Raw genomic sequence first — 19,335 nt, forward strand, 5'->3', positions numbered from 1 at the left:
CGTCGCGTCGAAGCTGCTTCTTTAGTTTATTTGGCTCCATTCAAACGCTTTGTATTCCCGACCTTTATTCCGCTCTGCTGAGCGGGTAACTTTTGCCCAGATCCGCAAAAGTAACCAAAAGGTCTCTTTTTCGGGCTATCGCCCAAACGTCTCATTCACGTTGTTTAATACTGGTTTAGCTAGACGATTTTTATCGTAAGGCATAGATTGGCTTTTCTATTCGAGAAAGTCTTTCTGTTAATGACCCTGAAACTCCATAAAGTCGCGCAACTTCGTCGCGTCGAAGCTGCTTCTTTAGTAGCTAATCGTCTGCAAATTTATACCCGATACCGTGATCCGCCGAAGAAAGCGAAGCTTTCATTGTGGGGGCTCTTCAAGACGATAGAAAACTAAATGCGGATGCACATTATTTATTTTGAACTAAGCCGCTTCTTGGGGCGACAGGGAAGATTAAGCACTAAAAAACAGATTAGGTCATAAGGTCTGAGGGAATCGCTTGCCTCGTGGGTCAAATCGCGCTAAAAAAGAGCAAATGAAGAACTAGTATAACGGCGATCAAAGGCGATCTGAAGCGGCATAGTCCAAACAGGCTTTGGTATTTAGCGAGTTATTTAACAGGGAAGTCCCACCATGAAAAAACAAATCCCCTATATAGACAACGCAGCCGTTCAACATCGGGTTACAGCCGCAGCTACGCTGCTGTATAACCCTTAATTGTTATATTTCTTAGAGGGGTCATCGCATGGGAACTGCGATAGAGGATATTCAATACGAAGAAATGTGGAGTGAGCTTCATCATGAAGCTGTAATGAAGAATGAAGCAAAGAAGCAATGTATCTATATTTTTGTTGAGGGTGACTCTGAAGAAGCAGTATTCCAGTCATTGTTAGAGAGTTGCTGTCTAGATTTTGAAACTGATGGAATTGTTATTGCGAATTACAACGGTATTGGAAATCTAAAACATGCTATTAGGCTTCTCAGAAAAACGTTAAGCCATGATCGTCCAGTTATTGTAACTTTTGATGATGATATTGAAGGTAAGCGCATATCTAATATCATCGATGATCCACTAATAAGTGCGTTTAAAATACCTTCTAGTCCCGTCGTAACATATAGTAATGGTGAAAAAGGCGGTTCATTTGAAGAAAGCTTTCCTCCCGATTGCTTTATAAGCGCAAGCTTCAAGCCGCGCGCTATCGATAGTAAGCTCGTGGGAAAAGAGACTGAATTTAGAAATGTATTCAACTCAAGTAAGCCTTGGGTCGCTCAGTTGGCAAACTTCATAAAATTAAATGGAGGCAATCCAGGCTCTATTAACAAAGTAGAAATAGCTGAAAACATGGAGTCGTCTTGCTTATCTATACCCAAAACGTTTGAAGAGTTAGCTACATTAATTAGTCAAACTAGACAGGCCTATCCGGTAGCACATCCAGATGATGTCGAAGTTAAAATTTAACAAGACCAAGTACAAACGCCCATGCAAAAAACGCATGGGCTGGACCTCGCTGACGCTCGGCCTGTGCAGGCGGTGTTAGTTTTAATAAGGAAAATGTCACATGGATATTGCTGTCAAAATATTCCAAATAATTTTTTATTTAACAGCCTCAGTTGTCGCTGTTTTAACTTTTATTAAGGCTAAAAACGGGCTTTTAAATTCAGTTAATACTGAATATCAAAAGAAAGTTATGGAACGCCTGGCTTCATTGGCAGATGAACTTTGGGAAGAGTTCGACTTTGTGTCAGAGAATCACTGGTCAAAAGATGGTGCTTTAACTGAGGTTCTAGAAAAAATTCATGAGTATGCTCTTCAAAATAAATATGAAATTTTGACTGGTAAAAAAGGTTTTTTTGGTGTTCCTCTGCCAAAAAAGCAAAAAGAAATGATGGCAATGGTTGAAAAGTTGAAGACAGACCCTTTTATACCTGAAAAAATTAGAAACAAGATAGTCTCTCTTCTTGATGAACGTCTCAATTCAACTTTTGATGCCTATCAGGTTGTAATTGGTGAATATCAAAAGGAGCTTTCAGCAGGAAGGAAGTGGAATACTTTCGAAGAAAATAAAAGCTTCATAAGTAACGATATTGTCTCAATAATGAGCGATAAAGGTTTGTCTATACCTAAACTTCAAGAAGCAATACACGAAATACGGCTAGAGATACAGAAGTATTACGAAAGTTTTAATACTATAAAAAACTAGCAAGGCGCTGTTGTCAGACAAATTTTCCGCTACGCTCCAAATTTGCCGTAGAGCGCGACTTTACATTACAGGAGTACATCGTTGAGAATATTTTTATCCATCTTTGGGACATTGATTTTTCTAGCCAGTGCAAAATTCGGATACTGCCTGCTTATAGAAGATAAACTGAATGGTGCTGAGTTTGTAAGCTTAATTATTGCGTTTGCTATTATTGGATTAATTCTATCTTTCGCATCCGAAATTCAAGAGTTTTCGATAGCCGGAAACATCGTAAAACTTAAAGAAGTAAAGCGAGACGCTGAAAAATCTATCAGCGAATTAAAATCGGCAAGAATAGAAACATTCAGGTTTCTTTTAAGTCTGGCTAAGCGACATCCTGGAGGTTTCTCTGATAGTGGTACTGTAGATGGCCGAGTCAACGATTTTTGGTCATTGCATGATCAAATAGTTGCTTTTAACTGCGAAGATGAATTAGCTAGAAATTTGCTAGAAGTAGTAGGTGTACTTCTTCAAGGCCAGCTTAGTAGTATCTCTCACAGCAGTGATGCTGTAAGGAGCAAGTATCATGGAAAAAATAAAACACCAAAACCATCACAATTAACTATCGAGGCTTTGGATAATGACTCTGTTGAGTTAGCAGCTAAAAGAAAGGTAGCTGGTGGTGACCAAGCTAAGATAAAGGAGATGCTTGTTGTTGGTCTTGAAGAGTATAAGAAGCTATATGAGCTGAGAGGTAAATATCAAAATAAAATGTAACAAGTCAAAACACTCGGGTTTGATAAAGCTGTTATCTTTATTTTCAAAAAAACGCCAACCTCATTAAGCCGGTTTTTGAGGCGTTACCACGGAAAAACCAATGAAAACCATCGTAATCTCAGATATTTTCGGCAGAGCTGCTGCTCTTGAACGGTTTGTCGAAAAGACAAGCCAAGACAAGACACGTTAATTATAGATCCATATGATTTAGAATATATGGATTTTAAAAATGAAGAAGCGACGACCTAGCCTGGAACATGAAAGCTTCGCTTTCATCAGCGCATCATGGTCGTACCTCTCTCATGTCGCCCTTGTCTTTGTTTCCATCATTGTAATCCAGAAGAAGTCAGTTCGACGCGACAAAGTTGCGCGACTTTATGGCGTTTCAGAGTCAGTTAAAAATTTCCTTTCTAACAACATCAAAAATAATCTATGCCTTTCGAAATAACTCGTATTGCTAGACATAACCTTAATCAAAATAAACGAGACGTTTGGGCGATAGCCCGACAAAGAGACCTTTTGGTTACTTTTGCGGATCTGGGCAAAAGTTACCCGCTCAGCAGAGCGGAATAAAGGTCGAGAATACAAAGTAATTGAATGGAACCAGATAAACTAAAGAAACGGCTTCGACGCGACGAAGTTGCGCGACTTTATGGTGTTTCAGAGTCAGTTAAAAATACCCTTCCTCAAGGCTACAAAAACAATCCATGCCTTACTCTAAAAATCGTCTTGCTAAACGCAACGTTAAATACAGCAAATGAGACGTTTGGGCGATAGCCCGATAAAGTTACCCGCTCAACAGAGCGGAATAAAGGTTGGGAATGCAAAGTGTTTGAATGGAACCAAAAACAACCCCATCCTAGCCTTCCCCTTGAAGGAAGGGGAAGGGACAAAGCCCTTGTTACATTGGCTCAAACACCGAACCTAAGCTAGGAACAAACAATTTATTGTACATGCGGCTGGCGTAGTCGTCGGTCATGGAGGCCATGTAGTCGCAGATGATGCGCAGTCCGCTTTCTCCCCGTTCTTGGCTTTTTTGCCATTCGTTGGCGATTTCTCTTGGCAGTAATCGGCTTGGGTCGGCGGAATAGGCTTCGAACATTTCCAATAACATTTGCTGGCCTTTGTAGACGAGCATTTGTACTTCTGGGCGTTGGATGATGTGTTGCATTTCGAATTGTTTTAATAAGTTTAAAGCTTGGCGTTGACCTTCTGGTAAGCCGACTTGGAAGCGCAGTAGGGGATGTTCGAATTGTGTTTTTTCGATCACTCGACAAGAGGTGATGAACCAACTGACTAAGCTGCCGATGGCTTCTTTACGAAGGTGGCTTTGGCGGCTGAACAGTTGGGTACGAATGTCGTTTAGGTTTTCTGCCAAAAAGGGTGAAGCCAAGGCGGCGAGTTTGGGTTCTAGGTGCTCTAGCCACATGTCTTTGGTGACCATGCCGAGGACGATGGCGTCTTCTAAGTCGTGTACGCCGTAGGCTATGTCGTCGGCTAGGTCCATGATGCTGGTGTCGAAACTGGCATGTTTGGCTTTAGAGTGGCTGTCAGGAGTTGTTTGGTTTACTTCTTGTAATAAGAGTTTGTCCGCCTGGCTAAAGGGTTGGATGATCCAATTTAGTAATTCTTGTTCTTCTTGATAGACGCATTTTGGTGGCGCCCAGTTTGACGCTTTAAATTGACGGAAGTTGGTTGGCTTTTCTGGGTATTTGCCAACCACATTGGCGTGCAAAACGGGGTATTTTAAAATTCCCAATAGTGTACGGCGGGTGACGTCCATGCCATAAGTTGGTGAGTAGGAGCCGCGCTTGCCTAGTATTCTTAGTGACTGAGCATTGCCTTCAAAACCGCCATGATTTTGCATCATATAGTTCAGAGCGACTTCACCACCGTGGCCGAATGGTGGGTGGCCAATATCGTGGCTTAGACAAACTGTTTCAATTAAAGCGTCGTCAGCGAGCCAAGACTGAAAATCGGCGTCAGCGGGTGAGCTGAATTTAAGTTGATGAACAATGCCGTTGCCAATTTGGGCGACTTCTAAAGAATGTGTTAAGCGTGTGCGGCTGTAGTCGTTTTGTCTAATGGCGAGGATTTGAGTTTTGGATTGTAAGCGGCGAAAGGCCGCGCTGTGAATGATTCTGGCTCGGTCGCGTTGAAAAGGTGTGCGGTAATCGTTGTTACGGGATTCTGGATGGCCGGATTGTCTTTCGTGCCAAGGTAGCATTGTGTCTTGTGCCGTTGTCATGCTCTTAATCCACTTAGGTTAATAACTTTGAGTCTTTCATGAAAACACGATATAGGTCAATGTTCGTAAAATACGCATTGGGCATAATGGGATCAACTATAAGGAATCTTTATGCTTAATACACAACACCTCATTACGTTTAAAGCGTTGGTTGAAACGGGAAGTTTTACAAACACGGCTAAGCAGTTGGGTTTAACCCAGCCTGCGGTTAGTCAACATATTCAAAAATTAGAGCGAGATTTGGGTGAGTCACTACTGATTCGTCATGGTCGAACAACGGATATGACGCCAGCGGGTGAAGTATTGCTACAACATATACAAGCGCTTGAAGCTTGTTATGAGAGTTTTATCGTATCGTGGAAAAGTCATCAGGAAAGTAAATCGAATGACGAGTGTCAGGCTGATAAAAGCGCCTGATTTTATGTATCAGGCACTTTTAGTTTTCTTATTTAAAAGGCGTCTATTGTTGAGCAGTTGGTATGAGGTTGCCAATATGCAAGCCACATTCTTTGTGCTCTGACTCTTCCCACCACCAGCGGCCTTCGCGTTCGTGCTGATTCGGCAAGATAGGGCGAGTACAAGGCTCGCAGCCAATGCTAGTAAACCCTTTTAAGTGCAATTCATTGTAGGGAACATCAAACATTTTGATGTAGTTCCAAACGTCTTCGGAAGACCAGTTAGCCAATGGGTTGAATTTAAATAAATCCTTTTCGTCTGTGCTAAATGCGCCGTCTTTTTCAGCAAAAGCGAGAACGTTACGTGTGCCTGGACTTTGATCTTTACGTTGTCCTGTGATCCATGCATCCAGCGTAGCTAGCTTACGTTTAAGTGGCTGCACTTTGCGAATGCCACAGCATTCTTTGTGACCATCTTCAAAAAAGCTAAATAGGCCTTTCTCACGGGTGAAGTTTTCGAGTGCTTCACGGTCTGGGGAAAGTATATCGATATTAATTTTGTAGTGTTTACGGACTTGTTCAATAAAGCGGTGCGTCTCGGCATGGAGGCGGCCAGTGTCCAGAGAAAATACATGAATGTCTTTTTTAGCTTTGACAGCCATGTCAATTAGGACAACATCTTCTGCACCGCTAAAAGAGATGGCAATGTTGTCGAATTCTTTCATTGCGTTATGGATGATTTTTTGTGCTTCGTCTTCTTTATTGTTGGCAATAAAAGACGCTAAATCAAATGCTGACATAGGATGATTAACCCTGTTCTAAGTTACGTTAGCTGTACCATAGCAATTTGCGGCGTTGAAAGAAAAGACGAAAGAACACTAACCTTATAATGCTTAGCCAACATGCCGCGCTAGTGTTTGGTAGAGGCCATATAATATTCCAGCGGTTACCCCCCAAATACGGATTTCCTCATAATCGATTTCAAAGTAACCACGAGAAACCGTATCCAGTGCTTTCTTTTTAAATCGATAGTTTTGTGGTGTTAACAAGTGCCGCAAAGGTACCCAATGGACCGATTTAACTTCCTCTTCACATAGGCTAAGCTCACTTTTGCGAGTCATTTCCGCGACGATGGGTTTAATGCAATAACCCGAGATGGTGCAGTATTCGCCCAATTCGCCTAATAAATCGAAACAATCTGGTGACAGTCCAACTTCTTCTAATGTTTCACGTAACGCTGTGTATTGGATGCTGGCGTCGTCGGGGTCATGTTTGCCACCGGGAAAGGCAATTTGCCCCGGATGATTGCGCATATGAAGTGCGCGTTGGGTTAGGAGTACATACAGCTCACCATCTTCTGGTTCTCGCCAAATAGGAATGAGTACGGCAGCAGATCGGTAATTCAAATCATACCCACTGGGGAACATTTCCTCGTCTGGGTTATGGATTTGTTGCGCGTAAGGGGCTCTGTCTAATGCTGCGCGAATATCATCCAAGCTCAGGTCAATGGGAGGAGCACTTAAAAACTGCTCTATATCAGACATGATACGGCCTATTTCAAAAAGTCTTGTTCTAGAGTATGGGTTAACTTGCCCACTTTGGTAAAGGTTTCTTGGTATTCTTCTTGGCATTTCGAGTCAGCGACCAGTCCGCCGCCGGCCCAGCAATGCAAGTTGCCATGGTCAGCCACCAAGGTGCGAATGGTGATACTGGAATCCATTTGACCGTTGGCGCTGAAATAAGCCACAGAGCCGCAATACGCGGAACGCTCATGAGGTTCGAGTTCATCGATGATTTCCATGGCGCGAATTTTAGGTGCGCCTGTAATAGAGCCACCGGGGAAGCTTTGATGGAAAACACGAATCGCTTGATCGGCTTGATCAATGCGGCCTTCAACGGTGGAAACTAAATGATGGACATTGGCATAACTTTCTAAGGCAAACAGTTTTGGCGCCTTGATGCTGCCAGTCAAACAGGTTCGTCCTAAGTCGTTGCGTAGTAAATCAACAATCATTAGGTTTTCGGCGCGATCTTTTTCGGATGTGAGTAACCAGTCGGCATTGGCTTTATCTTCTTCTGGGCTGTTGCCGCGAGCTACTGTGCCTTTGATTGGTTTGGATTCTACTCGCCCTTGATCGCATAAAAGGAAGCGCTCAGGCGAATGGCTCAATAAACTTTGCTGTGGTGAAAATTCCATATAAGCGGAAAACGGCGTCGGACAAGCGTCTCGTAAAGTGTGATATGCCGTAAAGGTATCGCCTTGGTATTTGGTAGAAAAACGCTGCGCTAAATTGACCTGATAACAATCACCAGATCGAATATAGTCTTGTACAGATGAAAATTTTTGCGCGTATTCTGTTTTTGTCATGTTTGAAGTAAAGGGGGTTTCTAGGCGAAAAGGCTGCGCTTCGTTTAAATCATGCTTTACCAATACATCGTCGCAAGCGCTGGTGAAACGGTTGATAAGGTCGGCCACGTCTTCGGGAGGACACCAAGGAGAAGTAATCAGTTTAGTGGTTTTTTTCTTGTGACTAGTAATGACTGCCCAGCCATAAAGTCCAAGACTCAAGGTTTCTAACTTGATATCGTGGTCGACTGTGTCGGGTAAGCGTTCCACATAGTGACCACTTTCGTAACCATAATAACCAAGTAAACCGCCAACGAAGGGTAAGTCTTTTGGTGCTGATTGTGCCCAAGGTTCTTTGCAGATAAGGCTCATTAATTCATTCAGCAAAGTCATTGGGTTGTCAGTGTTGCTTAGCTCATAAAGCGGTGTTGTGTACCAAGTAATAGGCTGACTATTGGAAACAGGATGAACACGAGCGATTGGGTTGGCTACTAAAATGTCGAAGTTGGTATCGGGGAAGTGTTCATGATTGCTGTCGAGCAAAGCCGGAAAAGGTAAGTCTCGTACAGCAGCAAAGAAAGACAGTAACGACGCTTGATACGGAAGATTTACATGTTTGATTTCTGACATTTATTTTAATACCTAGTAATATGAGGTCTGCGTTTACCAAGACATGGTGAAAAGTACATGTTTTAAAATAGACGTTGCTTGGTTTTATGCGTTTTGCTGATCACAGCATTGTATTCTTTTAATAGGGCTCCTCACAGGTTAATTACAAGTGTCTGACATTTTTTTTCTTTCTTTACCTAATGCGCGCATTGCGTACCGTCTTTATGAGAACCCAGAAGCACAAAGTGATCGAGTGTGCTTGTTATTGCATGGTGCTGGTGTGGCGGGTGAAATCACTTTTTCCCAGATGTTGCCGTATTTTACCCAATGGCGTTGGATGCTGGTTCCTGACCTAAAAGGCATGGGAGATTCTTTTCATCATCACGGTGAAGAAGACGCGGTATCGATTGCCGAATTGACCGAGGAAGTAGAGGCGTTGTTAGCTCATGTTAAATGGGACGATTTTGATCTGGTTGCCTACTCTCTTGGCGGCTTGGTGGCGTTGAACCTCAATTATCAGCGTAGCTTACAAGATAAAAAGAAAATCAAAATGGCGTTGTTGGAGCCGGCATCCTTGGATCGTGAGGATTTATCTACCTTGATGGATGTGCGTCAAAAGTATCGTCATGCTTCGAAACTGATTCGTGATACGGGCGATGTGGAACTTGGCGTGGCGAGCTTTATGGATGGTGTGTCACCGAACCGACGCAAACACCCGGTTGCGGAAGCTACGACACAATCTCGTCTTGCGCACCGACCTTATGGTTTTGCCTATGCTTTAGATGCGGTGACAGATCATGTGGCGTTAATGGCGGACGAGCCGCATATTCGTCAGGCAATAGTGGATGCGTCAGAACAGGTATTTTTGTTCTCTGGTGAGTTAAGTCATGAAGCCTTGCGCCAACATTATGATTTGTTAAGCGAGCAAAACGCCGCTTGGCAACATAAAACCATGAGTGCGTGTGATCATTCATTGCCTTTTCAAAAGCCGAGACAAATTGCGAATCATATTAACAAATGGTTTGCGACTGTATAGTTTAATGCCGTTAGGGTAGATTAAGCTGAGCGGGCAAGGATGTCTGTTTGGTGTTGTTAAAGCATAAACAAGGAGGTTTTCAATGGGCCGTCAATACGGTTTCTCTCTGCTAGAACTACTTTGTGTTCTAGTCATCTTGAGCATCTTGGCTCACGCAGGTTCGACGCAATTTCTCAGCGTCAGCCAAAAGACCAAAGATAAAAACACCCTCAAAAGTGAAATGGCGCGGCTGGCAGATGGACTTACGCAAGCCCGTCAATTGGCGGTGATTAGTGGCCAAACTAGCTTTTTGTGTGGCGGTTTGAATTGTGATGGTAGCTGGTCTTCTGGGTTTACTCTCTATCAAGTTGAGCCGAATAGTGGAGTAGAAAAATACTACCAGCAAGCTGTTTTTGATCATGCGCTGACAGTGTTTTGGCATGGCTTTCCCGTAAAAAAACAGCAAATAGAATTTAAATTTAATGGCTTGTCTAGCTATCAAAATGGCACTTTTGAGTTTTGCTTGGGAGTCTGGCAAGCCGCCTTGATACTTAACCAAAGTGGGCGTTTTTATCTCACCGATCCGCAAGGTGCCAATGGGGAGCTGTGCGGATGAATAGACCCCGTTTAATGCAAACATTACCTAAATCAAGATCAAAGGGTTGGATCATGCTTGAAGTGGTGCTTTGTTTGGCGTTATTTGCTGTGGTGTTATCTGTTCTTCAGCGCCAGGGAACGGCTCAATGGCAATCCCTTCAGCGAACCGAAGCACAGCGCAAGCTTGATGAAAACCAGCAAAAGCAAGCCGCAATGCGATTGTTGATTGGTCCCGCAGCTTGGCTCGATACGCAGAGCTCGACGAACGAAGATTACCCCGATTGTCGGTTATGTACTGGGCATGAATTAAAGAATTGGTTTCGTGCTTCACAATATGTTCTGCCTGAGTCGACGGTTTTAACTTTGAGAGAAGAGGACAAACTATGAATCAGCGACATAGTATAAAAGGCAGTCTGTTGATTGAGTTACTGGTGGTGTGTGGTTTGATTGCGTTGTTCTTGCCTTTTTTAGTAATGGCTATGGCTCGTATGCAAGAGCGACACCTTTTGGCACACACTTACCAAGATCAGCACACAATAAAAGCCGCCATAGACGCACATATAAAGGCACAATGGGAAAGGTTATTACCAGTCGGTTGTGTGATAGATGAGTCGTTGTTTTTGACGATTGAATCTGGCGTGTCGCCGCCGATTCGTTTGGCGACTCGTCACATTCAAAAAGACTCAGATTGGGTAAAAGGGGTTGATTATGGATTGTGTCGTAGCTCAGTTACGGTTCGAACAAATCCTCTGGAAACGGCCATGACTTGTCATTGGAAAGCAGGAAATAGCGCGATTTTTTCGTCTTGCGAGTCCCACTACAAGGGACATATTTTTAGTGAGTCTAGGAGTAAAAGCCTGATTCAGTTAGACAGTGATTTGGCCATCGGTCAGTCTGGCATTATTCAAAGCGAAGAGGGATTTTATTGGTATCTCTCAGAAGGCAAAGACGGCTGGAATGCTTTATGGCGTACGCCGGAGGAAAGCGGTAACTCGTTAGAGCTGTGGAACGGCATCGAACGCCTTGCTATTTTTCCAATGCTAGATAATAACCAAGATGGCTTTGTGGATACGCTGGACACCCAATATGGACGTTTTCCTTTAGCCAAACTGCGTGGCTTATGGGTGGAGTATCAGTATCGATTAAGTCATTGTAAAATTGATCGTGATGTGGGTTTTCAAACTGAGTATCACTCTATGCGAGGCGAAACGTGGCATTACGATTCTCCGTGTCAAAGCGTGGGAAATCAAATAATCGTGCTGTAGTCTGTGTTTTTTCAATCTCATGGATGAGATGAAAATCGTAAGGAATAGAGAAAATGAATCTGTCATTATTTCGTGCGCAACGAGCGTGGGTGTCTTTGCCGATTATTGCTTTACTACTGGCGATGTCTAGTTTGTCGATGCATTTTCAAGAACGACTTATGGCATCCTATAAATGGCATGGGCAAGTAAACGAGGTGGAAGCGGATCAACAAATTTGGACAGACTTTCGGCAAGCCTTAGTTATGACTCCTGGTTTCACATTGGCAAAAGCGAGTGAATGTATTGGCTTTTGTGATTTAGACGAGCGTTCTCAGGAAAAAACTTGGCGAAAAGATAACCAGCTTGTGCGTTATCGCTGGGAAAGTTACGAGTCGCTGCCAGATGAATTTGATAATGCTAAGATTTCCTACCGACTCTGCGCCACACAAAACCAGCAACAATATCTATGCTGGTGGTGGCGAGAGGATAGGTTGCTTGCAAGTGGTTGGGTTAGTGCTTCTGATTGAAGGCTTTTAAATGTTCCGCACTGCAAAATGCTCGCGCATCTTGGTCATGAATCGCATGAGAGCGCGGCATGAATGTTTGGCACTCCTCGCAGCGAACCATACTTTCTTGAGGCTTATCTTTTTTAGCTGAATCCTGTTTTTTGTTCTCTGCTGGCGATTGGCCGCGCTTAAAAACGACAAATTGGCGGTACAACCACCAACCAATAAAGAAAATAGCAACAAAAACGATCAAACGTACGATCATACACTTTACCTAGCTTGGGTTATTCCAGACAATAACAGGCATATTCTAACAGAGTTCACGAGATAGCAACTGTATGACATTACGAATTGCAATGGCCCAGCTGGATATGCTGGTCGGAGACATTACAAAAAACACCCAATCCGTTATTGATGCGGCAAATAAAGCCCGTGATGAAGAACGCGCGGATGTGGTGGTTTTTCCTGAATTAACCCTAACGGGTTATCCACCAGAAGATTTACTATTACGTTCTAGCTTGGATACACGTATAGAGTCCGCCTTGGCGAAACTATTAGCCGAGATTCGCGATATCTATGTGGTCGTTGGTTATCCTCGTCGAATCGATGGCGAACTGTTTAACTGCGCTGGCGTGATTTACCAAGGTCAATTGTTGGTGGAATACGCTAAACAAAAGCTACCTAACTTTCAGGTCTTTGATGACAAACGTTACTTTAGCGAAGGCCGTGAAGCGGGCCTTGTTGATATTAAAGGTGTCACCGTTGGCTTAAGCATCTGTGAAGATATTTGGCACCCAGAGCCGATTGCCCAAGCCAAAGCGGCTGGGGCAGAACTGATTCTTAACTTGAACGCCTCGCCTTACCACATTGAAAAAATGGGCGAGCGCGAAGAACTGCTTCACCAGCGTGCCACTGAATCGACCTTACCCATTGTCTATGTGAACTACATGGGCGCGCAGGACGAGCTGGTCTACGAAGGCGGCTCTTTTGTTGTCAACGCCAAAGGCGAGAAAATCATGCAAGCGCCTTGGTTTGAAGCCGATCTGTACTGTGTCGACATGATCGTTGACGAAAGCCAACCAAACAAGGTTGAGCCTGTGGCTGGTGTTATAGCGCCAACATTGGATATTGAAGCCAGCGTTTACCAAGCCATGGTGCTTGGCTTGCGTGACTACATCACTAAAAATCGTTTTAAAGGCATAGTGTTAGGCTTGAGTGGCGGTATCGATTCTGCCTTGTCTCTTGCTGTCGCTGTTGATGCCATCGGCGCGGATCGCGTACAGGCCATCATGATGCCTTACACTTACACCTCATCTATTAGCCTGCACGACGCCGAAGAAGAAGCCAATTTGTTGGGTGTGAAATACAGCGTCTTACCGATTGAATCCATGGTATCGGCCTTTACCGACGTTTTAGCCCCAGAATTTGAAGGCTATGCCAAAGACACCACAGAAGAAAACCTACAAGCGCGTACTCGTGGCGTGACCCTAATGGCGATTTCTAACAAGAAAGGCTACATGGTACTAACCACAGGCAACAAGAGCGAAATGGCTGTTGGTTATGCGACGCTTTATGGGGACATGGTTGGTGGTTATTCCGTCTTAAAAGATGTCTTTAAAACACTCGTTTTCAAACTTTGCCGCTACCGCAATACCTTGGGTTACGTGATTCCTGAGCGCGTCATCACGCGTCCACCTTCCGCGGAACTCGCTCCAGATCAAAAAGACGAAGACTCCTTGCCAAGCTACGACATCCTCGATGAGATCTTACGCATGTACATTGAAGAGGATCAAAGCGCAGATGCTATCCTAGCGACGAAAAAATTCGACCGCGACACCGTGTATCGCGTACTTCGTCTTGTTGACGTCAACGAATACAAACGCCGCCAAGCACCAACCGGTGTTCGTATTACCGCCCGTGGTTTTGGACGAGATCGTCGTTACCCGATTACCAATGGTTGGCACATCGGGGAGTAGCGCTTTTAAAAAAGCTTTCAAAACTTGTTATTTCCCGCTCTTTAATTCAGTAAAAAGCTGAGCGGGGCTTAGTTCCTTCCCCTTTTGTCTTCCAAGGGGAAGGTTAGGATGGGGTTGTTTCTTTGGTTTTGAAAGTGTATTTGTCACTTCTCAAACGCTTTGTATTCCCGACCTTTATTCCGCTCTGCTGAGCGGGTAACTTTTTGCTAGCGCCCAAAAAGTAACCAAAAATTCGCTTTAAGATCTTTAATGCCTGATTTCTCTCGTAAGCGCATGATTTTTACCTACGCTCCTTTTGCACTAAGACATAGATTGTTTATCTGGTGCGAGATAGATGGTCAAACAATGACTCTGAAACGCCATAAAGTCGCGCAACTTCGTCGCGTCGAACTGACTTCATCGTAGCTAATCGTCTGCAAATGTATACCCGATACCGTAATGCCAGTCGTAGGGCGGATGAGGGAGGTACGACAGTGATCCGCCGCTGAAAGCGAAGCTTTCATTGTTCAGGTAGGTCTCCTTTAGTCCGAAAATCAGCTGTTGTTGAGTTAATAAAGAAAATGTATTTTGTATCGCTGGATGGCATGCTGAGCCATTTATAGCGGCTGATAGACACTATTATAAATACGTCGTCTGGAAAAACAGATCAGGTCATAAGGTCTGAGGGAATCGCTTGCCTCTCTGGTCAAATCACGCTACAAAAGGGTACATTAAGAACCAACATAGCGGCGATCAAAGATGATCTGAAGCGGCATAGTCCAAACAGACTCTGAAGTTTAGCGAGTTATTTAACAGGGAAGTCCCACCATGAAAAAAGCAATTCCCCTATATAGACAACGCAGCCGTTCAACTGTGGGTTATAGCCACAGTTACGCTGCCGTATAACCCTTAATTGTTATATTTTTTGGTAGACGAAAGAGAGTCGTTTTATGACAGAAAATAGTAGATTTAAAAGGCTAAGTTCTGGGAGGGATTACATAGCTGACAACTATCTAGAGTCATTCAGCTTAACCGATGCTGCAAATAATTCGTTTATGTCCCCTTTCCATTTCTCTCGAATTTTTAAGGAAAATTATGGTGAAACACCGAATGAATTTTTGATTAGGCTAAGAATTGAAAAAGCCAAGCAGATGCTTATTACAGAGAACTATAGTGTATCTGAAATCTGTGAACGAGTCGGTTATATGAGTCTCGGTAGCTTTTCATCGCTTTTTCTTAAACATGTGGGTATGCCTCCAACATCGTATCGCCGCACTTTGTGGAAATTATCCAGTGAACCTTTTCGATACCCATTGCAAGCCATTCCAGCTTGTTATGCTTATCATTTTTTGAGAAAACCAGTGAATTGAGCAATATTGGAGAAATATCATTTTTATTATTTCTATAAAATAAAAATGAATTAACAACTAGGAATATAAAGATGATCACATCCATAGCGCATGCAACAATATATGTACTTAATCAGGACGAAGCTCTTGATTTTTACAAAAACAAGCTTGGTTTTGAGGTTGGTGATGACATGAAAATGGAAGGAGGTTTTCGATGGCTAACTGTATATCCAAAATCTAAATCACAACTTCAGCTGGTATTGGCAGAGCCAAAAGAGGGACCGATGTTCACCAAAGACTCTGCCGAAAAAATACGAAGTTTAATCGAAGAAGGCGCATTTGGAGCAGGTGTTTTCGAAACTGAAAATTGCCAAAAAACGTACGAAGAGCTTGTGGCTAAAGGAGTGGAATTTATCCAGCCACCTACAGAACAGCTTTATGGCATCGAAGCTATGGGCATAGACAACTCTGGAAACTGGTTTAGTTTGGTTCAACGATAAAAATAAAATATAACAAGTAAAGCCAGCAGGACGCCGCAAGCGGCGCCTCTACTTTAGGCGTTATGTCTAAGGACGATTATGCAGATTATTGGAACCGGAGATAAAACATACATATTGCTTAGTGGAATTGAGGTTCCTACAGAAATTTGTCTGACTGAAAACGTAAAACTTATTCCCGCGGACACTTCGCACCTTGATTTCAATACGGCAGTATCCACGTGTTCTCAGCCTGATGATATTGCCGTTGTTTCTGCATTTATACCGCGCATTACGGCCCAATTTGAAATAGTTGCATCTTCACCCAAAGAGCTAGCAACTCATGCTTGGAACTCTTCTTGGGATGCGTTACTTCTTAGTGCTATTTTTCATACAGAAGTGAGCTTTAATCTTCAGTCTGACACAGAGGCAAGCTTAATATCTTCTGAAACAAATCTGAGAGCAACGAATCTTCAATTTCAAGGTTTAACTAAGGCATCCCCAAAGGAACTAAGTGATGAAGATGTAACTTGGATTAATACGAATTTTAACGATGCAAGAGCTCTACTAGAGAAAGAAAAATTTCAAACAGCCGTTCATTGCTTAGCATCTTACCGTTGGCACTCGATGCCAAGAATCAAAATAGCAGTGCTTTGGGCTGGAATAGAAGGAATGTTCGGTGCAAGCACTGAAATTAGGTTTCGATTAAGCCTTTGCATAGCACGCTTTCTTCACCCTAATGACGCTGACGCTAGAAAGCATAAATTTGAGCTAGTAAAAAAACTTTATAATTCACGGTCATCTGCTGTACATGGAGCAAAAGTTAAAGGTGACCTTAATCAGGCAGTTGAGGTATCTGCAAAGCTTCTTATGGACCTTATACATCAGGGCGTCATTGAAAGGGCCATGCCTAATGAAGAAATCCTTGTCCCTTAGCACATTGCATAACAAGGCAAAGGGATAGTCAAAACGCTACGCGCTTTACCTGACCTTTCTGGCGGCGTTAGCAGTCACAGCTTTTTCTAAATCTTGCGATTTGAGTAAAAAAGGAATAATTTGTACTCATGGATGAATTTGAATTCGACGAAGCCAAAAGTCAGGCTAATCTGGATAAGCACGGTATTGATTTCGTTGCTGCCCAAGGGTTGTGGAAAGATCCTTACCTGCTGGAGATCCGAGCAAAATCAGGAGATGAGCAGAGATTTTTGCTGATAGGCAAGATTAGTGAAAAGCACTGGTCGGCTGTCGTCACCTACAGGGATGCTCGTATTCGTCTGATTTCAGTCAGGCGTTCCCGCAAGAAGGAGATTGAGCTCTATGAAAGCTAAAGATTTTGATAAAAAGTTTGAGGAAGGTCAGGAAGATATAGTTGATGACTTAGATCTGTCCTCTGCTCGCCGTGTTAATCAGGAGCAGAAGCGAATCAATGTCGACTTTCCAGCTTGGGTTGTGGAGTCATTGGATCGTGAGGCTGCGCGCATTGGCGTCACTCGTCAATCTATTATCAAGGTATGGCTGGTGGAGCGTCTTCAGGCAGAATCTGCAAATAAACCACTCAATGGTGACGGTGCAAGCGGCACACATTAACAAAAAAATAAACAAGCCATTCTCCTTTTGAGGCAGTGATATCAATAGATTAGCTTTTTTATGTCGTTTAGTTAGTCATCGTAAAGGTTGTTGATCTGTGCTGTTGGTAAGTGCCTGGTATATTTTTGATTTTTGTATTGCGCTGCTGAGCTAAGTGTTATGCCTTCTATGGAAAATTAGAAAATGATGGATGAAAACAAGGATGTCTGGCTTCAGTATTATGAAAAAGCATTATCTCGCCCTCATTTAAAACGTACTGAGTTTGCGGTTCGACTTAATGAGTCAAACCTTAAAGTGGCCACAGATTGCGGTTGTGGGGCAGGTAGTGATATCCAGTATCTAGAGCAGCAGGGTTTTCAAGTTTATGGTTTTGATAGTAATCCTGAATCTGTAGCCATTTGTCGAGATAGGTTTGCTTCAAAGTCGTTAGTGGAAATATCAGAGTCTTCGTTTGAGTGTTTTGATTACCCTAAATCTGGTGTTGTTATCGCAAACTCAAGTTTGTTTTTTGCTTCCCCAAATTACTTTGATACGACTTGGAGCAGCATTAAATCCTCAATTGAAGTTGGTGGAGTATTTGCTGGTGACTTCATGGGCCTGAAAGACAGTTGGGCTAAAAACTACCGTAGTCCGACATCGCCTTTGTCTGAGTCAGTTGTAAAGGCCCTGTTCTCAGATTTTGAAATAGTCAGGTTTTTTGAGCGTGATGAGAAAGCCAAAACCTCATTAGGTAGAGTGAAGTATTGGCATACATATTCTGTGGTCGCGGTGAAACGAAGGTAGAAATGTGTTCAAGCAGGTATTCAACGGTCGGTGCTATAGTTTTAGCTTCTCAGTTTTGGCTACTCAACTAAGCATTAGGCATTTTAATGATGGGTCTTACTAAAGGAAGTAAAGTGGTTCTTGTATTAGCAGTGCTTTCTATCGCGTTGTTTTTATACATGCTTTATTTTCGTGCTTTTATATACGCAGACATGTATATCGCGCCAGATGAACCTTATGGGATATCAGACATCATTGAGCTTTTGCTTGGAGCTGTGTTTATTCTGTTGTCACTTGTTTCGGTAGTTGTCTCTTTGGTGTTATTTATTCGTGGTGCCACGCAATCCAAAGTTTGGGCCGTCGGTCTAGTTATCACTCATGCAGTTATGTATTTATCGTTTGTTTCAATGCATGCTCTGGCAGCAAGCTATGGTTCAGCATCATAAGGTTAGCCAGCCTTGCCTCAACAAAAAATGAGCGTCTCGCTGCCTTCTGTGTCGGCCTAAAGGCGCGGCTTATAAGGTGAAAGCTTCGCTTTCAGCGTCAGATCACGCCTCGTTCCTCGTCTCATCAGACCTACGTTTTTTGGTTCCCAAAAGCGGAAGGGACTTAATGTAATAACCCATTAATACCTTTTCCCTTTCTCTAACTGTTACAACATAGGAGGTTTTAAACAAAACAGGAGAAGGTGTCATGTCGAATAAAAAAATCTTAATGATCACGGGTGATTTCACGGAAGATTACGAAACTATGGTGCCATTTCAGGCGTTGATGAGTGTCGGTCATACGGTGCATGCGGTGTGTCCAGATAAGAAGTCTGGTGATACGGTGGCGACGGCGATTCATGATTTTGAAGGCGATCAAACCTATACGGAGAAGCCGGGGCACCGTTTTGGGTTGAATGCGACGTTTGCCGATATCAAGGTGGAAGATTACGATGCTTTGGTGATTCCCGGTGGTCGCGCGCCTGAGTATCTTCGTTTGAATAAAGCTGTGGTTGCTATGGTTAAGCATTTTTTTGATACCAACAAGCCTGTTGCGGCGGTGTGTCATGGAGCGCAGTTATTGGCTGCAGCGGGTGTGTTGGACGGCAGGAAGTGTTCTGCGTATCCTGCTTGTCAGCCTGAGGTGGAGCTTGCGAAGGGAGAGTTTATGGATATTCCCGTTGATCAGGCGGTGACGGATGGTAATTTGGTTACAGCGCCAGCGTGGCCTGCGCATCCAGCTTGGCTTGCTCAGTTTTATGTTTTGCTAGAAAAGTAAAAAGCTGAGGGTCGATGAGCCTATTAGG

Annotated in this window: 25 protein-coding genes; 19 read left to right on the forward strand and 6 right to left on the reverse strand. The window is 43.4% G+C overall.

The annotated features are described in order from the left end of the window. Positions 1-742 precede the first annotated feature (742 nt). From DFP80_RS20185 to DFP80_RS20600, 4 genes are all read left to right on the forward strand, one after another. On the forward strand, positions 743-1,456 hold the full coding sequence (locus tag DFP80_RS20185) for a TOPRIM nucleotidyl transferase/hydrolase domain-containing protein (protein ID WP_113918591.1): 714 nt from the start codon (positions 743-745) through the stop codon (positions 1,454-1,456). Between the two features lie 100 nt (positions 1,457-1,556). Next, a complete protein-coding gene (locus tag DFP80_RS20190) occupies positions 1,557-2,198 on the forward strand; it encodes a hypothetical protein (RefSeq protein WP_113918592.1) in 642 nt (213 codons plus the stop codon). An 81-nt stretch (positions 2,199-2,279) separates the two neighbouring features. Next, positions 2,280-2,954: a hypothetical protein gene (locus DFP80_RS20195; RefSeq protein WP_113918593.1), complete on the forward strand. Its 675-nt coding sequence runs from the start codon at positions 2,280-2,282 to the stop codon at positions 2,952-2,954. Positions 2,955-3,551: 597 nt separating this feature from the next. Next, positions 3,552-3,731 (forward strand): hypothetical protein, encoded by a 180-nt coding sequence (locus DFP80_RS20600; RefSeq protein WP_147243860.1) that lies wholly within the window; start codon positions 3,552-3,554, stop codon positions 3,729-3,731. A gap of 124 nt (positions 3,732-3,855) precedes the next feature. Here DFP80_RS20600 and DFP80_RS20200 read toward each other — a convergent pair whose 3' ends face one another. Next, positions 3,856-5,202: an anti-phage deoxyguanosine triphosphatase gene (locus DFP80_RS20200; RefSeq protein ID WP_113918594.1), complete on the reverse strand. Its 1,347-nt coding sequence runs from the start codon at positions 5,200-5,202 to the stop codon at positions 3,856-3,858. A gap of 111 nt (positions 5,203-5,313) precedes the next feature. Here DFP80_RS20200 and DFP80_RS20205 point away from each other — a divergent pair, with 111 nt between their 5' ends. Beyond that, the gene (locus DFP80_RS20205) at positions 5,314-5,619 is read left to right on the forward strand and encodes a LysR family transcriptional regulator (protein ID WP_113918595.1); all 306 of its coding nucleotides are present in this window, start codon (positions 5,314-5,316) and stop codon (positions 5,617-5,619) included. A gap of 43 nt (positions 5,620-5,662) precedes the next feature. Here the strand turns inward: DFP80_RS20205 and DFP80_RS20210 are convergent, their stop codons facing one another. The 3 genes from DFP80_RS20210 to pabB all read right to left on the reverse strand — a co-directional run bounded on the left by DFP80_RS20210 (position 5,663) and on the right by pabB (position 8,574). Next, positions 5,663-6,397: a phosphoadenylyl-sulfate reductase gene (locus DFP80_RS20210; RefSeq protein WP_113918596.1), complete on the reverse strand. Its 735-nt coding sequence runs from the start codon at positions 6,395-6,397 to the stop codon at positions 5,663-5,665. A 93-nt stretch (positions 6,398-6,490) separates the two neighbouring features. Then, entirely contained in the window at positions 6,491-7,141 is a 651-nt protein-coding gene (locus tag DFP80_RS20215) for an NUDIX hydrolase (RefSeq protein ID WP_113918597.1), read from the reverse strand. Between the two features lie 8 nt (positions 7,142-7,149). Further along, entirely contained in the window at positions 7,150-8,574 is a 1,425-nt protein-coding gene (gene pabB / locus DFP80_RS20220) for an aminodeoxychorismate synthase component I (protein ID WP_113918598.1), read from the reverse strand. 148 nt (positions 8,575-8,722) lie between these two features. Here pabB and DFP80_RS20225 point away from each other — a divergent pair, with 148 nt between their 5' ends. From DFP80_RS20225 to DFP80_RS20245, 5 genes are all read left to right on the forward strand, one after another. Continuing rightward, complete coding sequence (locus tag DFP80_RS20225) at positions 8,723-9,589, forward strand: alpha/beta fold hydrolase (RefSeq protein ID WP_113918599.1); 867 nt, start codon at positions 8,723-8,725, stop codon at positions 9,587-9,589. An 82-nt stretch (positions 9,590-9,671) separates the two neighbouring features. Then, entirely contained in the window at positions 9,672-10,184 is a 513-nt protein-coding gene (locus DFP80_RS20230; RefSeq protein ID WP_113918600.1) for a GspH/FimT family pseudopilin, read from the forward strand. Further along, complete coding sequence (locus tag DFP80_RS20235) at positions 10,181-10,552, forward strand: hypothetical protein (RefSeq protein WP_147243861.1); 372 nt, start codon at positions 10,181-10,183, stop codon at positions 10,550-10,552. Before DFP80_RS20230 ends, DFP80_RS20235 begins: the two co-directional genes overlap by 4 nt. Continuing rightward, complete coding sequence (locus tag DFP80_RS20240) at positions 10,549-11,430, forward strand: type II secretion system protein (RefSeq protein ID WP_113918602.1); 882 nt, start codon at positions 10,549-10,551, stop codon at positions 11,428-11,430. Before DFP80_RS20235 ends, DFP80_RS20240 begins: the two co-directional genes overlap by 4 nt. A gap of 53 nt (positions 11,431-11,483) precedes the next feature. After that, a complete protein-coding gene (locus DFP80_RS20245) occupies positions 11,484-11,936 on the forward strand; it encodes a hypothetical protein (RefSeq protein ID WP_113918603.1) in 453 nt (150 codons plus the stop codon). On the opposite strand, the gene DFP80_RS20250 is transcribed toward DFP80_RS20245, so the two are convergent. Beyond that, positions 11,920-12,180, reverse strand: a complete 261-nt coding sequence (locus DFP80_RS20250; protein WP_113918604.1) for a PP0621 family protein — start codon at positions 12,178-12,180, stop codon at positions 11,920-11,922. The genes DFP80_RS20245 and DFP80_RS20250 overlap by 17 nt on opposite strands. 73 nt (positions 12,181-12,253) lie before the next feature. Between DFP80_RS20250 and DFP80_RS20255 the strand changes: the two genes are divergently transcribed. Continuing rightward, complete coding sequence (locus DFP80_RS20255) at positions 12,254-13,891, forward strand: NAD+ synthase (protein WP_113918605.1); 1,638 nt, start codon at positions 12,254-12,256, stop codon at positions 13,889-13,891. A 338-nt stretch (positions 13,892-14,229) separates the two neighbouring features. On the opposite strand, the gene DFP80_RS20755 is transcribed toward DFP80_RS20255, so the two are convergent. Next, positions 14,230-14,394 (reverse strand): hypothetical protein, encoded by a 165-nt coding sequence (locus DFP80_RS20755; protein ID WP_158601394.1) that lies wholly within the window; start codon positions 14,392-14,394, stop codon positions 14,230-14,232. 426 nt (positions 14,395-14,820) lie between these two features. Between DFP80_RS20755 and DFP80_RS20260 the strand changes: the two genes are divergently transcribed. The 8 genes from DFP80_RS20260 to DFP80_RS20295 all read left to right on the forward strand — a co-directional run bounded on the left by DFP80_RS20260 (position 14,821) and on the right by DFP80_RS20295 (position 19,307). Further along, a complete protein-coding gene (locus DFP80_RS20260) occupies positions 14,821-15,240 on the forward strand; it encodes a helix-turn-helix domain-containing protein (protein WP_113918606.1) in 420 nt (139 codons plus the stop codon). A 71-nt stretch (positions 15,241-15,311) separates the two neighbouring features. Further along, positions 15,312-15,719, forward strand: a complete 408-nt coding sequence (locus tag DFP80_RS20265; protein WP_113918607.1) for a VOC family protein — start codon at positions 15,312-15,314, stop codon at positions 15,717-15,719. Positions 15,720-15,797: 78 nt separating this feature from the next. After that, positions 15,798-16,631: a hypothetical protein gene (locus DFP80_RS20270; protein WP_113918608.1), complete on the forward strand. Its 834-nt coding sequence runs from the start codon at positions 15,798-15,800 to the stop codon at positions 16,629-16,631. A gap of 128 nt (positions 16,632-16,759) precedes the next feature. After that, positions 16,760-17,023, forward strand: coding sequence for a BrnT family toxin (locus tag DFP80_RS20275; protein WP_113918609.1), 264 nt, complete (start codon positions 16,760-16,762; stop codon positions 17,021-17,023). Then, the gene (gene brnA, locus DFP80_RS20280) at positions 17,013-17,282 is read left to right on the forward strand and encodes a type II toxin-antitoxin system BrnA family antitoxin (RefSeq protein WP_113918610.1); all 270 of its coding nucleotides are present in this window, start codon (positions 17,013-17,015) and stop codon (positions 17,280-17,282) included. The genes DFP80_RS20275 and brnA overlap by 11 nt, the downstream gene beginning before the upstream one ends. Before the next feature lie 183 nt (positions 17,283-17,465). Then, positions 17,466-18,065 (forward strand): class I SAM-dependent methyltransferase, encoded by a 600-nt coding sequence (locus tag DFP80_RS20285; protein WP_241560336.1) that lies wholly within the window; start codon positions 17,466-17,468, stop codon positions 18,063-18,065. Between the two features lie 86 nt (positions 18,066-18,151). Next, positions 18,152-18,490, forward strand: coding sequence for a hypothetical protein (locus tag DFP80_RS20290; protein WP_113918611.1), 339 nt, complete (start codon positions 18,152-18,154; stop codon positions 18,488-18,490). A gap of 247 nt (positions 18,491-18,737) precedes the next feature. Next, positions 18,738-19,307 carry a DJ-1/PfpI family protein gene (locus DFP80_RS20295; RefSeq protein ID WP_113918612.1) on the forward strand — a complete coding sequence of 190 codons (570 nt, stop codon included), beginning with the start codon at positions 18,738-18,740 and terminating at the stop codon, positions 19,305-19,307. Positions 19,308-19,335 lie beyond the last annotated feature (28 nt).

The sequence above is a fragment of the Marinomonas rhizomae genome, assembly GCF_003315485.1.
GTDB classification, from domain to species: domain Bacteria; phylum Pseudomonadota; class Gammaproteobacteria; order Pseudomonadales; family Marinomonadaceae; genus Marinomonas; species Marinomonas rhizomae.

What these genes read in the sequence shown, in the direction of transcription:
- DFP80_RS20185 (WP_113918591.1), top strand. Translation starts at nt 743, where the DNA reads ATGGGAACTGCGATAGAGGATATTCAATACGAAGAAATGTGGAGTGAG.
- DFP80_RS20190 (WP_113918592.1), top strand. Translation starts at nt 1,557, where the DNA reads ATGGATATTGCTGTCAAAATATTCCAAATAATTTTTTATTTAACAGCC.
- DFP80_RS20600 (WP_147243860.1), top strand. Translation starts at nt 3,552, where the DNA reads ATGGAACCAGATAAACTAAAGAAACGGCTTCGACGCGACGAAGTTGCG.
- DFP80_RS20200 (WP_113918594.1), bottom strand. Translation starts at nt 5,202, where the DNA reads ATGACAACGGCACAAGACACAATGCTACCTTGGCACGAAAGACAATCC.
- DFP80_RS20205 (WP_113918595.1), top strand. Translation starts at nt 5,314, where the DNA reads ATGCTTAATACACAACACCTCATTACGTTTAAAGCGTTGGTTGAAACG.
- DFP80_RS20210 (WP_113918596.1), bottom strand. Translation starts at nt 6,397, where the DNA reads ATGTCAGCATTTGATTTAGCGTCTTTTATTGCCAACAATAAAGAAGAC.
- DFP80_RS20215 (WP_113918597.1), bottom strand. Translation starts at nt 7,141, where the DNA reads ATGTCTGATATAGAGCAGTTTTTAAGTGCTCCTCCCATTGACCTGAGC.
- pabB (WP_113918598.1), bottom strand. Translation starts at nt 8,574, where the DNA reads ATGTCAGAAATCAAACATGTAAATCTTCCGTATCAAGCGTCGTTACTG.
- DFP80_RS20230 (WP_113918600.1), top strand. Translation starts at nt 9,672, where the DNA reads ATGGGCCGTCAATACGGTTTCTCTCTGCTAGAACTACTTTGTGTTCTA.
- DFP80_RS20235 (WP_147243861.1), top strand. Translation starts at nt 10,181, where the DNA reads ATGAATAGACCCCGTTTAATGCAAACATTACCTAAATCAAGATCAAAG.
- DFP80_RS20240 (WP_113918602.1), top strand. Translation starts at nt 10,549, where the DNA reads ATGAATCAGCGACATAGTATAAAAGGCAGTCTGTTGATTGAGTTACTG.
- DFP80_RS20245 (WP_113918603.1), top strand. Translation starts at nt 11,484, where the DNA reads ATGAATCTGTCATTATTTCGTGCGCAACGAGCGTGGGTGTCTTTGCCG.
- DFP80_RS20250 (WP_113918604.1), bottom strand. Translation starts at nt 12,180, where the DNA reads ATGATCGTACGTTTGATCGTTTTTGTTGCTATTTTCTTTATTGGTTGG.
- DFP80_RS20255 (WP_113918605.1), top strand. Translation starts at nt 12,254, where the DNA reads ATGACATTACGAATTGCAATGGCCCAGCTGGATATGCTGGTCGGAGAC.
- DFP80_RS20755 (WP_158601394.1), bottom strand. Translation starts at nt 14,394, where the DNA reads ATGAAAGCTTCGCTTTCAGCGGCGGATCACTGTCGTACCTCCCTCATC.
- DFP80_RS20260 (WP_113918606.1), top strand. Translation starts at nt 14,821, where the DNA reads ATGACAGAAAATAGTAGATTTAAAAGGCTAAGTTCTGGGAGGGATTAC.
- DFP80_RS20265 (WP_113918607.1), top strand. Translation starts at nt 15,312, where the DNA reads ATGATCACATCCATAGCGCATGCAACAATATATGTACTTAATCAGGAC.
- DFP80_RS20270 (WP_113918608.1), top strand. Translation starts at nt 15,798, where the DNA reads ATGCAGATTATTGGAACCGGAGATAAAACATACATATTGCTTAGTGGA.
- DFP80_RS20275 (WP_113918609.1), top strand. Translation starts at nt 16,760, where the DNA reads ATGGATGAATTTGAATTCGACGAAGCCAAAAGTCAGGCTAATCTGGAT.
- brnA (WP_113918610.1), top strand. Translation starts at nt 17,013, where the DNA reads ATGAAAGCTAAAGATTTTGATAAAAAGTTTGAGGAAGGTCAGGAAGAT.
- DFP80_RS20285 (WP_241560336.1), top strand. Translation starts at nt 17,466, where the DNA reads ATGATGGATGAAAACAAGGATGTCTGGCTTCAGTATTATGAAAAAGCA.
- DFP80_RS20290 (WP_113918611.1), top strand. Translation starts at nt 18,152, where the DNA reads ATGATGGGTCTTACTAAAGGAAGTAAAGTGGTTCTTGTATTAGCAGTG.
- DFP80_RS20295 (WP_113918612.1), top strand. Translation starts at nt 18,738, where the DNA reads ATGTCGAATAAAAAAATCTTAATGATCACGGGTGATTTCACGGAAGAT.